Origin of the sequence: Dactylosporangium sp. NPDC049742, from assembly GCF_040674675.1 — a bacterium.
Classification (GTDB): domain Bacteria; phylum Actinomycetota; class Actinomycetes; order Mycobacteriales; family Micromonosporaceae; genus Dactylosporangium; species Dactylosporangium maewongense.
On the sequence record NZ_JBFANF010000004.1, the window covers coordinates 293,037 to 305,844 of the forward strand.

Annotated in this window: 15 protein-coding genes; 7 read left to right on the plus strand and 8 right to left on the minus strand. The window is 75.3% G+C overall.

Annotation, left to right across the window (positions count from 1 at the left end):
- Nucleotides 1–13: 13 nt before the first annotated feature.
- Nucleotides 14–2,206 (minus strand): DUF4132 domain-containing protein, encoded by a 2,193-nt coding sequence (locus tag AB0J72_RS08335; RefSeq protein WP_363396105.1) that lies wholly within the window; start codon nucleotides 2,204–2,206, stop codon nucleotides 14–16.
- A 118-nt stretch (nucleotides 2,207–2,324) separates the two neighbouring features.
- On the opposite strand from AB0J72_RS08335, the gene AB0J72_RS08340 reads away from it, so the two are divergent.
- Entirely contained in the window at nucleotides 2,325–2,732 is a 408-nt protein-coding gene (locus AB0J72_RS08340) for a DUF6069 family protein (protein ID WP_363396108.1), read from the plus strand.
- Between the two features lie 2 nt (nucleotides 2,733–2,734).
- Here the strand turns inward: AB0J72_RS08340 and AB0J72_RS08345 are convergent, their stop codons facing one another.
- Entirely contained in the window at nucleotides 2,735–3,211 is a 477-nt protein-coding gene (locus tag AB0J72_RS08345) for a hypothetical protein (protein WP_363396111.1), read from the minus strand.
- A gap of 86 nt (nucleotides 3,212–3,297) precedes the next feature.
- Between AB0J72_RS08345 and AB0J72_RS08350 the strand changes: the two genes are divergently transcribed.
- Nucleotides 3,298–3,963, plus strand: a complete 666-nt coding sequence (locus AB0J72_RS08350) for a hypothetical protein (RefSeq protein WP_363396113.1) — start codon at nucleotides 3,298–3,300, stop codon at nucleotides 3,961–3,963.
- Nucleotides 3,964–3,976: 13 nt separating this feature from the next.
- Here AB0J72_RS08350 and AB0J72_RS08355 read toward each other — a convergent pair whose 3' ends face one another.
- Nucleotides 3,977–4,651, minus strand: coding sequence for a DNA alkylation repair protein (locus AB0J72_RS08355; protein ID WP_363396116.1), 675 nt, complete (start codon nucleotides 4,649–4,651; stop codon nucleotides 3,977–3,979).
- Nucleotides 4,644–5,738, minus strand: coding sequence for a hypothetical protein (locus AB0J72_RS08360; RefSeq protein WP_363396119.1), 1,095 nt, complete (start codon nucleotides 5,736–5,738; stop codon nucleotides 4,644–4,646). Before AB0J72_RS08360 ends, AB0J72_RS08355 begins: the two co-directional genes overlap by 8 nt.
- Before the next feature lie 173 nt (nucleotides 5,739–5,911).
- On the opposite strand from AB0J72_RS08360, the gene AB0J72_RS08365 reads away from it, so the two are divergent.
- The gene (locus AB0J72_RS08365) at nucleotides 5,912–6,796 is read left to right on the plus strand and encodes a fructosamine kinase family protein (RefSeq protein ID WP_363396122.1); all 885 of its coding nucleotides are present in this window, start codon (nucleotides 5,912–5,914) and stop codon (nucleotides 6,794–6,796) included.
- Nucleotides 6,797–6,815: 19 nt separating this feature from the next.
- Here AB0J72_RS08365 and AB0J72_RS08370 read toward each other — a convergent pair whose 3' ends face one another.
- The 4 genes from AB0J72_RS08370 to AB0J72_RS08385 form a co-directional block, all read right to left on the minus strand.
- Nucleotides 6,816–7,244: a S26 family signal peptidase gene (locus AB0J72_RS08370; RefSeq protein ID WP_363396125.1), complete on the minus strand. Its 429-nt coding sequence runs from the start codon at nucleotides 7,242–7,244 to the stop codon at nucleotides 6,816–6,818.
- Nucleotides 7,241–8,011, minus strand: coding sequence for an ATP-binding cassette domain-containing protein (locus tag AB0J72_RS08375; protein ID WP_363396128.1), 771 nt, complete (start codon nucleotides 8,009–8,011; stop codon nucleotides 7,241–7,243). Before AB0J72_RS08375 ends, AB0J72_RS08370 begins: the two co-directional genes overlap by 4 nt.
- The gene (locus AB0J72_RS08380; RefSeq protein WP_363396131.1) at nucleotides 7,954–8,697 is read right to left on the minus strand and encodes a hypothetical protein; all 744 of its coding nucleotides are present in this window, start codon (nucleotides 8,695–8,697) and stop codon (nucleotides 7,954–7,956) included. Before AB0J72_RS08380 ends, AB0J72_RS08375 begins: the two co-directional genes overlap by 58 nt.
- A 361-nt stretch (nucleotides 8,698–9,058) precedes the next feature.
- Entirely contained in the window at nucleotides 9,059–9,502 is a 444-nt protein-coding gene (locus AB0J72_RS08385; protein WP_363396302.1) for a TlpA disulfide reductase family protein, read from the minus strand.
- 134 nt (nucleotides 9,503–9,636) lie between these two features.
- Here AB0J72_RS08385 and AB0J72_RS08390 point away from each other — a divergent pair, with 134 nt between their 5' ends.
- The 4 genes from AB0J72_RS08390 to AB0J72_RS08405 all read left to right on the plus strand — a co-directional run bounded on the left by AB0J72_RS08390 (nucleotide 9,637) and on the right by AB0J72_RS08405 (nucleotide 12,806).
- Nucleotides 9,637–10,176 (plus strand): hypothetical protein, encoded by a 540-nt coding sequence (locus AB0J72_RS08390; protein WP_363396134.1) that lies wholly within the window; start codon nucleotides 9,637–9,639, stop codon nucleotides 10,174–10,176.
- 103 nt (nucleotides 10,177–10,279) lie between these two features.
- The gene (locus AB0J72_RS08395) at nucleotides 10,280–10,627 is read left to right on the plus strand and encodes a CU044_2847 family protein (protein WP_363396137.1); all 348 of its coding nucleotides are present in this window, start codon (nucleotides 10,280–10,282) and stop codon (nucleotides 10,625–10,627) included.
- On the plus strand, nucleotides 10,624–11,865 hold the full coding sequence (locus tag AB0J72_RS08400; protein WP_363396140.1) for a serine protease: 1,242 nt from the start codon (nucleotides 10,624–10,626) through the stop codon (nucleotides 11,863–11,865). The genes AB0J72_RS08395 and AB0J72_RS08400 overlap by 4 nt, the downstream gene beginning before the upstream one ends.
- Nucleotides 11,865–12,806, plus strand: a complete 942-nt coding sequence (locus AB0J72_RS08405; RefSeq protein WP_363396143.1) for a MoxR family ATPase — start codon at nucleotides 11,865–11,867, stop codon at nucleotides 12,804–12,806. The genes AB0J72_RS08400 and AB0J72_RS08405 overlap by 1 nt, the downstream gene beginning before the upstream one ends.
- The last annotated feature ends 2 nt before the right edge of the window (nucleotides 12,807–12,808 follow it).

Below are 12,808 nucleotides of genomic sequence, written 5' to 3' on the forward strand. Positions count from 1 at the left end.
CGTGACCCGGCGGTCAGGGCGCCTGGTGCAGGGCCACCAGCAGCTCCGACAGTGCGGCGGGGTCGCAGGCGCCCAGCGGGATGCGGCGGACCAGCCGCAGGTGGTTCGACCAGGCGTCGTCGGCCCAGATCTCGGTGATCCGCTGCTCGTCCGGGTTGTTCATGCTGTACGTGGTGACGCCCGGCGAGATCTCGACCACCAGGGCGAGGCCGCCGGGCAGGGCGTGGGCCAGCTGGGTGTGCAGGCGCTGCGACAACCCGTTGCCCTGCCAGCCGGCGCGGTCCAGCAGCGCCACGACCCGATCGGACGGCACCGGGCGGAAGCCCGCCAGGCTCGTCGCGGCGCGCTGCTCCCCGGTCAGCGTCACCATGGGCCGGCCCAGCTGCGGAAACGCCGGCAGCAGCTCGTAGTCCGCGACGATCCGCGCCCAGCGTTTCAGGTCGCCGCCCAGGTCCGCGGGGTGCACGATGCCGAGCATGCCGTCGGTCGTCGCGGTCGCGTCGTCGATGTCGGCGAAGCTGCCGTCCTCCGCGACCCGCAGCGCCCGTGCCAGCCGGCCGGCGGTGTCGTACTCGCCCCACAGCAGCCGGCGGGCGAGCGGCCCGAGGATCGGGTGCGGCAGCAGCACCTCCCGCACGTCCCGGGCCGGGCGGAGGCGGCGGGCGAGCATGTCACGCTGCAGGCGCGCGGTGTGCGCGGCCGCGGTGGCCCGCAGGTCCTTCTTGTACTGCAGGAACTGCTGGTACGCCTCGGGGTTGGTGTCCTTGGCGCCCGGCTTCGGCGGCCGCGCCAGCCGCTTGCCGCTCTCGTCGACCGCGAACGCCGTCAGGTGCTCGTCGGCGACCACGGTGAACGCGCGCGGCCCGTAGTCGAACGTGACGCCGCCGTCGAGGCCGCAGGTGACGGCGAGCCGGTCCGCCAGCTGCGTCACGGACAGTCCGCGCCGGGCCGCCGCCTGCGTGAGGTACGCGGTGGCGCGGTCGTTCGTCGGTCCGCCCGACATGTTCTCCTCGATCGCGAGCAGGTGCCGCAGCGACACGTCGGTGCCCACGGTCGCCAGCACCGCGAGCCCGTCGATGGCGCGCGCGTAGCGGCTGCGCGGGGGCCACGACCGCACCAGCGGCGCGAGCACGTCCATCGTTGTGTCGTCGCCGACGTGGGCCTGCGCCAGCACCACCCACGCGTCCGCCGCCTGCATGCCGTCGGCCAGCCAGGCGTCCAGCAGCGCCCGACCGAAGGCGGCGAGGCTGCCGCGGTCACAGTCGGCGATGAGCTTCTCCGCTTCCGGTTCCGCGTGGTGTACGAACGGCTGCGGCGCCTCCGCCGACTCCACACCGACCGGCACGTCCCCGGTGTCCGGCGCCGGATCGCCCGGCGCGGGCTCGGGTGCCGCCTCGAGCCGCGACCAGGTCAGCGCCTCGACGAGACGCCCGGTGTCCTCCTGCGGCATGGCGTCGCCGGTGGCCAGCCGGATCTCCGGCAGCGTCCACGCCTTCGCCTTGCGGGCCGGCCGCGCCGCGCCTTCCTCGCTGAGCGCCGTGAGCGCCGCGAGGACGCCGGTGCCGTACCGCTCGGCGACCTCGACCACGGTCGCTTCGTGGCCCTTCGCGACCAGGTGCCGCAGCGCGTCCTCGGCCTGCTGCCGGGCCCGGCCCGGGCGGCCGACCGCCGCCGGCACCAGCGCCGACGCCGCCGACCGCGCGTGCCGCTCCAGCCACAGCCGCGCCCACAACCGCGCCGAGCCGAGATGCCGCAGCCACCCGGCGACCAGTGCGGCCACCTCGGGCCCCCGGAACGGCAGCACCAGGAAGCCGAGCCGGTCCGCGTTCGTCCCCGCGTCGCGCAGCACCAGCGGCCACGCGTCCAGCTCGAACCGTGCGGCCGCGACCCGGTCCACGTCGGCCTGCTGCCGGTGCCGCAGCAGCACCAGCGACTTGCCCAGCAGCGCCCGCGCGGACGACTCGGGCCCGCGCACCAGCAGCCACGACTGCTGCTCCGGGGTCAGGTCCGACAGGTGGTCAGCACCCGCCACCGCCGCCGCCCAGTCGTCCTGCTCCCGCCCGTGTTCGAGCGCCGCGGCCCGCGCCCACCACCGGTCCCGCTCCCCGTCCTCCCACGCCATGCCGGCCGGCTCCGCACAGACCAGCCCTTCGACCACCACCGGCTTGCCCGCCGCCATCACGCCTCCCATGTACGCCCGCCGCACGACCGTACTCCCCGGCCCGGCTGAACTTTTCCGGCGGAGCTGTCGATCCGGCGCCGTCCGGCCCGACCTATGTGCAGGAACCGGCACCGGGCCGGTCGGACCAGCACCGGAGGTCATCATGTCCGCGACCGTCACCACCACCCGCACCTCGACGACCGGCTCGCTCGTCGGCACCGGGCTCGTCGCCATCGCGCTGGCCAGCGGTGCCACGGCCGCCGTCGCCGCGGCGGGGAACGCGGCCGGGATCAGCCTGGACGTCAGCGGCGCGCCGATCCCGGTGGCCGGGTTCGCGATGCTGACGGCGTTCTTCTCGCTGATCGGGCTGGCGCTCGCGATCGTCCTGTCCTACAAGGCCCGGCGGCCGCGGCTCACGTTCGTGCGCACCACCGTGGCGCTCACCGTGCTGTCGCTCGTGCCGGACCTGACCGCCGACGCCGCCACCGCGACGAAGGCGCTGCTGATGCTGACGCACCTCGTCGCCGCCGCGATCGTCGTGCCGGCGATCGCCCGCCGCCTGAGCGCCTGAGGTTACGGATTGACGGGGAGTGCGCCGGCCCGGATCTGGACCAGCGCGTCGTCGTCCCACTCCTGCCGGGAGTGCGCCGGTGCCAGCTCCACCCCGGCGCACCCCGCCGGCGCGCGGAACTCCTCACGCAGCGCGTCGAGCAGCTCCCGGGCCTGGGCCGCCACCTCGGCGGACCCGTCCGGGTCGTCGAGGCTCACCCCGAGCACCAGCGCCCGCTCCCGGGTCACCGTGATGATGGCTCCGTAGTACACGGGCGACCTGACATACAGCGAAAAACCTTCGTCGGACGCGTCGCGGCGCAGCTCTGCCAGGGTGGCGCGGTCGGCGTCGCCGGCGGTGTCCTCGACGTACGCCCGGATGAACGCGGACAGCCGATCGTCGCGCGGGTCGGCCGCGTCGACGTACCGGGCGATGAACGCTCTCAGCGTCGCCGGCTCGCAGTCCGGCACCCAGACGTACACATCCATGCAGGGCGGCACGCGTTCACCTCCGGCTCGGTCGTCAACGACCACGCCGCCGCGGCCAGGTCGATCATGACGCAATGCTACGGGTCTATCCTCGGGGCATGACGGGGGACGTGATCGCGTCGCTGGGGATGGACGCCGATCATCGGGACGTGGAGCGGGCGCTGCTCGCGGACGGGTGGGTCTGGTGCGGTGCGGGTGACTGGGCGGTCGCGCTCCGCTCGCCGGACGGCAGGGTCGTCGCGCGGATCAGCCCGTTCGATCCGACGGGGCCGTACGCCGCCGCGCTGTACCGGGAGGCGGCCCACACCCGGCAGGTCCCGGCGCTGTTCGCGCATCGTCGCCTCGCCGGCGGCGGCGACCTGCAGGTGCTCGAATGGCTGCGGCCCGTCGGCGGGGACGAGGCCGCCGCCTTCCATCGCGCCATCGCGGCCCGTACACCTGACGTCGCCGCGCTCGTCGACGTCGTGCGTCAGGTCCACGACCGGGCCTGCCGGGCCCTGCCGTGGTGCGGGCCGCTGGACACCAACCCGGCCAACGTCATGCGCGCCGCCGACGGGCGGATCGTCCTGGTCGACCCGTACTACGCCGACGGCCCGAACCTGTACGCGACCGCGGCCGGCGACCCGGACCGCGTCGCCGCCCTGATCCCGGCGTCCGAGCGGCGCTTCATGACCGAGATCCCCCTGGCCGGCTCCGGCCCCTGGCCCGCCGCGGACCGGGAGGCGATGCGGGCCGCCCTCGAGGCCGCCGACGCCCGCGCCTGACCGCCGGGAACCATCAGACGGCGGGCTGCTGGCGGCGGACCATCTCGGCGATCCAGACCGGCGCGAACGGCGACGTGCAGTTGGGTGGCGTCGGGTAGTCCTTGAGGACCTGCAGGCGTTCGCCGATCGCGATGGCGCGGGCGCGGTGGTCGGGGTGCTCGATGCCGATCTGGGCGAGGCAGTGGTTCATCGCCCACTGCAGCCGGTCCGGGGCGTCCTTCATCTGCGTCGCGATCGTGTCGAGCAGCGCGGAGAGGTCGAGGCCGGCGGGCCGCTTCGCGACCCGGTCGGTGGTCAGCGCCCAGCCGGCGCTCGCCACGACCGGGTCCCCGTCCGCCAGCCAGGCCACCCGCAGCGTCTCGACGGCCGGGTGTTTCTTCACCACGTAGCCGACGAGCCAGTCGTGCACCTTGGGGGCCAGGGCGTCGCGCAGCATCGCGTCGAGCTCGTCGCCGGTGAACGCCTTCGGCCGGCAGATCAGCAGCGCCAGCAGGCGGGCCGCCGTGTCGCCCGTGCCCCAGAGCCCGACGGCGAGGTCCTGCTGCGTCTTGAGCCGCTTGGCGACCGCCCGCAGCTTGCCGAGGTTCACGCCGTGGTCGTCGCCGTGCTTCTCGTTCACGGCGCGCGCCTTCGGGTCCTCCAGTGCCGCCAGCTCCGCCAGCACCTCGGCGACGGTCGTGTCAGCCATCGCGGCGACCGCCCAACCCGGGTGCGGGCTTCACCCGGCTCAGCCACGTCGCGGCCTCTTCGGCCGGGACCGCGCCGTCCACCCGGAGCAGCGGTGTCATCAGCGGATACGCGCGGCCGGTGTCCCAGCTGCGCGAGTACGGCTCGGCGTCGAGCACGACCACCCGGACCCCGTCGAGGTGCGGGATGTCGGCGGGCGTGCCCTCGTTCCAGATCCACCCGCCGTGGGCGTCGGCGAGGTTCCAGTTGCCGCGCAGGCCGCCGGCGGGCTGCAGGTCCTCGCCGGTGCCGGCGGCGGCCGCCTCCACCGCCGTCGGCGGGCGGCCGGGGAGCAGACCCTCGGCGGGGTCGCCGATCAGGGCCGTGGCGAGCAGGGTGTGCAGCTGGAAGTTGTCGCCGATCCCGCCGATGGTCACGCGGAACCCGCGGCCCGTGCCGGCGAATCCCCGGTCGAGGACCAGCAGCTGCTCGTCGTCGAGCACCCGCAGGAGGCCGCCCAGCCAGGACGGCGCGCCGTGGGTCTCGGCGACGCCCTCGACCGCCGCCGTGAGCCGGTCCCGCTGTGGGAGCCCCGCCCGTACGTCGGCGTGCTGACACAGGTACAGCACGGGCTGCACCAGATCGTCGGCGCAGAACCACGCCTGGACCAGCGCCGCGGCGTCGTGCTCGGCGAGGCCGTGCCCGCCGCCCGGACCGACGAACCGCTCCAGCGTCGCGTCGATCTCGTCGTGCGCGCCGGGCGACGGCGGCTCCCCGAACGCGGCCCGGTGCAGCTCGGCGAAGCGCGCGGCCGCCTCCATCGCCGCCGCGGCCCGGTCGACGAGCGCCGGCACGACCACGCCCGGGTCGGTGCCGTGGCCGGCCATGCCGCCGACCAGCGGCGCCAGGTCGCCGCCGATGAAGAACGGCAGGCGACCGAGGTACGGCTCGATGCGCGCGAGCGCGGCCTGCACCTCGTCGGGGGTGGCGCCGGGCACGGCACCCGCGATGCCCGGCAGCGCGGCGTTGAAGCCGTCGAGATCCTGCCCGTCCAGGGCCGCGAGCAGCGCGTCGACCTGATCGGCGAGCGGCGCCTTCGGTGCGTCCATGCCAGCGATCGTAGCGACCACCGCCGTGGCCCGGGCGTTCTCCGCCGCCGCAATGATCAGCCGGCTCGCGCAGTCCCCCGACCTCCGGCCGGCGAACCTGCCCTTCTCCGGCGAGCCGCGATCGATCATGATGATCACATGCGGACCAACCAGCGGGCACAGGAGGCACGTGCATGACCGCGCCCACGACGTTGCTGCTGGAAGGGCTGCACCGGGCCGGGCTGCGGGACGTCGACGCCGTGGAGCCGGCCGGCGGCGGGCTCGCGGCGCTCGCGGGCATCGCGACCCGCCGGGGCGGGCCGCCGCTGTTCGTGAAGGCCTTCGCCGACGCGCCGGGCGACGACGTGTTCGAGACCGAGGCCGAGGGGCTGGCCGCGCTGCGCGAGCTCGGCGGCCTGGCGACGCCCGACGTGGTCCTGGCGGGCCGGGAGCTGCTCGTGCTGTCGGTGCTGGCGCCGCGGCCGCACACCGAGGCGTTCTGGGAGCGGTTCGCGCACGCGCTCGCCGGGCTGCACACGGGCACGACCCAGGCCCGCTTCGGGTGGCACCGCGACAACTGGCTGGGCCGCCGCCGGCAGCGCAACGCCTGGGACGACGACGGTTTCGCGTTCTTCGCGCAGCACCGGCTGCTGCGGTGGCTCGGGGAGCCGCGGGTCGACGCGGCGCTCGGACCCGCGGACCGGGCGGCGCTGGAGCGGCTCTGCGACCGGCTGCCGGAGCTGCTGCCGGACCGGCCCGCCTGCCTGACGCACGGCGACCTGTGGGCGCAGAACATCATGGCCACTCCCGACGGGCGGCCCGCCGTGATCGACCCGGCCGTGTCGTACACGTGGGCCGAGGTCGACCTGGCCCATGTGTGGTCCACCGCGCCCCCGCCCGAGGCGCGGCGGTTCTTCGAGGTGTACGCGGAGCTGACCGCGCTCGACGCCGGCTGGCCGGACCGTATGCCGATCATCCAGCTGCGGCAGCACCTCGCCGTGCTGGCCCAGTTCGACGACGACTGGGGCGCGGCCGAGCACATCCGGGCCACCGTGGCCCCGTTCCGGACGCGCACCTGATCCGGACCGCCGGGAGTGCTCAGCGAAGCGTCCGCACCACGACGCCGAGCAGCGCATCGGACCGGAAGCAGCCGGCGCGGCGGGAGTCGTAGCTGCGGCCGGCATTGTCGCCGAGGACGACGAAGCGGCCGGGTGGCACCACCCCGGAGCCGTCGTCCAGCGCGGGCACCTCGATCGGCACGGTGTCGCCGGGCAGTGCCACGGCCCGCTTCACCATCCAGGGCGGGCTGTCCTGCGGGTGGGGCAGGCCGGCGGGCGGGCGGATCACGACGAGCTGCCCGCGCCGCACGCGGTGCAGCGGCACCCGGCGGACGAGCACCCGGTCGCCCGGGCGCAGGGTCGGCTCCATGCTCACGCCGGTCACGGTGACGGCGAGGAACCGCCGCCGCAGGACGAGCAGGGCACCGGCGCCCGCGGCGAGGAACGCGGCGAGCAGGGCGAGCCTCACGCCGGCACCTCCTCCGGCGGCCGGTAGCCGGCGGCCTGCAGCCGGAACAGCCGGGCGTACTCGCCGTCGGCGGCGACCAGGTCCGCGTGGGTGCCCCGCTCGGTGACCCGCCCGCCGGCGAGCACGACGATCGTGTCGGCGTCGCGCAGCGCGCCGAGCCGGTGCGACACCAGCAGACTGGTCGCCCCTTCGCGGTGCGCGCGCAGCCCGCGGTGCACGGCGTGCTCGGCCTCGGCGTCCAGGCCCGAGCTCGGCTCGTCGAGGATCAGCAAGTCGCGGCGGTCGCGCAGGTACGTGCGGGCGAGCGCGAGCCGCTGCCACTGCCCGCCGGACAGCAGCACGCCGGCGCTGTCGTCGTCGCCGGGCGCGAACAGTTTCGACAGCATCGTGCGGTACCCGGCGGGCAGCTCCCGCAGCACGGGGTCGATCCCGGCGCGCCGGGCCGCGGCATGGATCCGCGCGTCGTCGGTGAGGGCGGCGACGTCGCCGAGGCCGATGTTCTCCGCCGCGGTCAGCTCGTAGCTCATGTAGTCCTGGAAGAGCACGCCGACCCGCTCGCGCAGCCCGGCCAGCGACAGCTCGCGCAGGTCGACGCCGTCCCACAGGACCGCGCCGCGCTCGGGGTCGTAGAAGCGGCAGAGCAGCTTCACGATCGTGGACTTGCCGGCGCCGTTGAGGCCGACGAGCCCGACCGTGGTGCCGTGCGGGATCAGCAGGTCGACGCCGCGCAGCACCCAGTCCTGGTCGGGCCCGTAACGGAACCACACGCCGCGCAGCTCGATGCCCCGCCGCAGCGCGGGCACCGGCCGGGGCTCGCCGGCCGGGGCTCGGCGGGCTCCGGCAGGTCGGGCTCGGCGCTCAGCACGGCGCGGTAGTGCCGGTACAGCAGCAGCGCGTGGTGGACGAGCGAGATCCGGCCGACGAGCGACGCCAGGGTGCCCTGCAGCGCGGCGATCGCGGCGACGAGCGCGGACACCTCGCCGATGCTGAGCTCGCCGCGGCCGGCGCCGCGCACGGCCCAGGCGAGGGTGCCGCCGAGCAGCGCGGCCGAGGCCAGCGCGAGGGTGAACTGGGTGCGCAGCTGCCGTCCGTCGAGCCGCCGGCGCTGCCCGTCGGCCACCGCGAGCTCGTCGAGCATGCGCACGCGGAAGAGCTCCGACAGGCCGAGCAGCCGGACCTCCTTGGCCGCCGGGAGGCTGGTCTGCAGCTCGGCGTAGAACGCCTCGCGGCGCTCGTGCGGGCTGATGCTCCACAGCATCGCCGCCTCCTCGCGGCTGAGCCGCACCTCGGCGACGAGGGCCGGCACGAGGCCGAGCAGGGTGGCGGCGGCGATGAGCGGACTGATCGCGGCGAGCACGGCGACCAGGCCGCCGAGCGTGACGACCAGCTGACCGGTGCCGAGCGCGCCCTGCACGACCCGTCCGGGGCCGGACCGCCCGGCCGACTGGGCCACCCGCAGCCGGTCGTGGAAGGCGGGTCCTCGATGCGGGCCAGGCCGCCGAGCCGGGCGGTGGCCTGGAACAGGTCCGACTGGGCCTTCCGGCCGATGACGCGGCCGACCTCGGCCTGCAGGTACTGGCTGAGCGACGGCAACGTGGCGGCCAGCGCGCCGGCGAGGACCAGGCCGGCCACGGCCGGGGCGAGACCGGGCCGCGGCGGGTCTCCGGCGAGGACGTCGAGGACACGCTTGAGCAGCCACACTGTGGCGACCGGGACGAGCGCGCTCAGCAGGGTCACGGCGGCGTCGGCGGCCAGCCGGCCGGGGCAGGCGCGCACCCCGAGCCGGACGGCGTGCCGCGCGTCGCGCAGCAGGCTCATACGCCCGCGGTCGCCTCGGCCGGCGCGGCGACCCGCGCAGACGGCGCGTCCTGCGGGAGCGCGGTGACCTGCGAGCCGCTGGCGCGCACGGTGCCGTCGGGGTCGACCAGGCCCATCGCCGGGAAGCCGGTGACGCCGAACGCGTGGGCGACCGGCCCGGCGGGCCCCTCATGGACCACGCGCGCGACGCCGGTGAGCGGCCCGACGTACGGCTTCGGATCCTGCGTCTCGTCGGCGACGACGACGGCGAGGACCAGGTCGCGGCCGCCGGCATGGCCGCGGGCCCGCTCGGCGAACTTCGGCAGCTGCGTCGTGCAGTGCGTGCAGCCGATGGAGAAGAACCCGACCAGCAGGACGCCGCCGGCGTCGCCGGACGAGACGGTGGCGCCGTCGAGCGTCGTGGCGGCGTACTCCTCGACGGCCGAGCCGGCGGGCAGCATCACGACGGGGTCCTCGGCGTCGCCGAGGTTGGCGCCGAGGCGGTCGAGCAGCCTGTGGGGCTGCGGCGGTCGTCATGGTGTCGCGCCGCGGGTCGCCGGTCATCGGGGGGAGGGATGTTGTTGTGGTGTCGTCGGTGGTGGTGGAGGAACGCTCGCTGAAGCAGGCGGGGCTCACCGGGCTGTATCTCGGCGTGTTCGCGACGGTCTGGTTCAGCGTGCCGAAGTCCGACGGGTTGCTGCGGACGCTGCTGGTGATCGGCAGTGTGGCGGGTCTGGCCACGGCGGTCTGCGGCATGGCCGTGCTCGGCCGGGCCAGGCGGGAGCCGGCGGTGGAGCGGGACCGGGCCGCGGACCGGCGGTACCTGCTGATCGTGGTCCCCGAGTTCGCCGCGGCCGGGCTCGGGGCGTGGCTGCTGGCCGTCGCCGGGCCGCGGGAGTACATCCCGGTGCTGGTGTCGGCGGTGGTCGGCGCGCACTTCTTCCCGCTGGTGCCGGTGCTTCGCGACCCGCGCCTGCGGGTGCTCGGCGCGGTCGTCTGCGCCGTCGCGGCCGCCGCGCTGGTCACCGGGCTCGCCACCGCGGTCGAGGCCGGGCTCCTCGCGGGCGCCGGGACCGGGCTGGCGCTGCTCGGCTACGCCGTGTCGACCCTCGCCGGCGCGCTCCGGCGCGGCTGAACACGACCGCACACCGAACCGCCCAGCCGGGCGCTGAACGGTGCGATCCGGGCGGCCGGAGCGCCGATAGTGAGCGTCATGCATGCCCGGGTACGGTGTGGCCATGAGCGACGCGGCGGTGGCTGACGGTGTTGTGGTGCAGGTGGTCGAGGTCGGCGGCGGGCGGGAGATCTCGTGGGGTGACAACGCCGTCGAGCGGCTGCGGGACCGGCTCGGCGACGTGCAGTCGGCGGTCGTCGCCGGGGTGCGGGCGGTCGCCGCGAACGTCACGCCTGACCTCTCCGGCTGGGAGGTCGCGGAGCTGCAGGCGAAGTTCGGCGTGACGCTCACCGCCGAGGCCGGTGTCGTCGTGTCGCGGGCCACGACCGGCGCGACGTTCGAGGTGACCGTCACGCTGCGGCGCAAGCCCCCGGCCGAGCAGGCGGACGCGGCCGGCGGCCAGACAGGATGATCGACGGGCGCATCGTCGCCGGTGGCAGGGATCTGGGCAGCGGGTTCGTCCTGACGGACCGGATCGTCGCCACGGCGGCGCACGTGGTGCGGGACCGGTCCGCCGAGGACCTCGAGTTCGTCACGGCGGCAGGTGTACGGCTACCGGTCGAGGCGGTCCAGGCGGAGCCGACGCTCGACGTCGCTACTCTCCGGGTCGCGGAGTCGCTGGCGATCGTGCCCGCGCTGACGCACGCCGTGCTGCGCGCCGACTGGCGGGTGACGGCCCGGCCACGGGACCACGACGCGCAGCTCACGGGCACCGTGACCGCCACCGACCACCTCATCGTCAACCAGGGCGGCGACGAGATGACCGTGCTGCAGCTGCACGTGGCGGAGGCGCTGCACGACTACCGCGGGTACTCCGGCAGCGCGGTGACCGTCGACGGGGCGGTCGTCGGCGTGCTGATCGAGCAGGTGCGGGAGCGGGTCGAGGGCGGCCGGGCCGCGAACGTGCTGTACGCGGTGCCCGTCGCGCACATCGTGCGCCGGTTCCGGCTCGGCGTCGCGGTCGGCCGGTCGGACCGGGCGCTGCCCGTACACCAGCTGCTGGACACGGCGTACTTCGACCTCGACCTGCTCAAGACCGCGATCCTCGAGGCGATGGCCGCGGCCGGCGGGCGGTTCCTCGCGTTCGGCGTCGACGCCGGCGAGCAGGCCGTGGTGGAGAACCTGTGCGCGTGGCTGCGGCAGTACGTGGGCGACATCGCCCGGCAGCACTGGCTGGACCTGAGCGCCGAGCTGCACTCCGTCGACACCGCGGTGCGGGCGGTCACGCGGTACACCGGCGTGCTCCGGGCGCGCAACGTGATCTGTCCGGTGTCGGTGCGGGGCACCCGGGCCGACGACGTCGCCGAGCTCACCCGGCGGGTGCGGGAGGCGTACGGGCAGCCGAAACGCTGGTGCATGCTGTTCCTGCTCGGCGTGCCCGACGGCGGGTTCCCGGACGGCGTGACCGCGCTGCCCCGGCCGCGGTTCGCGCACCGCGACGTCGAGCGGTGGGCGGCCCACGTCACCGTGTACAAGCGCTGGCCGCGGCCCCTGGCGGCGGCGTGGACGAGCGACATCGTCGCCCGGATCGGCGAGGACCTCGACGTGCGGTACACGTACGAGGAGCTCGCCGAGTGCATCGACCGCGTCCGGTTCCAGCCGGACGAGCTGCGCGGCTACCTCGAAGACCTCGAAGACCAGGAGGCCTGATGCTCACCCGCCACAGCGTCGACACGTCGCTGCGCTTCGACCGGCTCGCGGAGCTGCCGGACCGGCGTGACATCGAGGCCGCCGGGTCCTCCGGTCCCCAGCCGCGGTTCGAGACGCGGCAGCGGGAGCCGTACCGCGCCTCCACCGAGCTGGAGGAGGCGGTGAACGTCGCGATCGCGCTCGGCCGGCCGCTGCTGCTGCAGGGTGACCCGGGTGCGGGCAAGACCCGCCTCGCGCACGCCGTCTCCTACGCCCTGTCGCTGCCCCTGGAAGAGGCGTACATCAAGTCGACCAGCCGCGGGCAGGACCTGCTGTACGTGTACGACGCGGTGCGCCGCCTGTACGACACCCAACTCGGCCGCGGCGTCGGCCGCCTCGGTCGTTCGGCTCCGGACGAACGTGACTACGTTCGGCTCGGGCCGCTCGGCCGGGCGATCGTGCGCGCCGGGCACGGCCGCCGGTCGATGGTGCTCATCGACGAGATCGACAAGGCCGACATCGACTTCCCCAACGACCTGCTGCGCGAGCTGGACCAGCTGGCGTTCGACGTGCCCGAGGCGCACGGCGAGCGGCACGCGGTGCCCGCCGACCGGCCCGACCTGCGGCCCGTCATCGTCGTCACCAACAACGAGGAGAAGGCGCTGCCGGCCGCGTTCCTGCGCCGGTGCGTGTTCCACCACGTGCGGTTCCCCGACGCCGCCGCGGAGCTCGACGCGATCCTGGCCCTGCACGGCATCGGCGACGTCCAGCTGCGCGCGGAGGCGATCGACACGCTGCTGCGGCTGCGGTCCCTGGACCTGGCCAAGAAGCCCGGCCTCAGCGAGCTGCTCGACTGGGTCAGCTACCTGCAGGCCGTCGGCGCGCGCCCCGGTGACGGCCGGCTGCCCTTCGCCGGGGCTCTCGTCAAGCAGCAGTCGGACGCGCTGCGGCTGGAGCGCTGAGC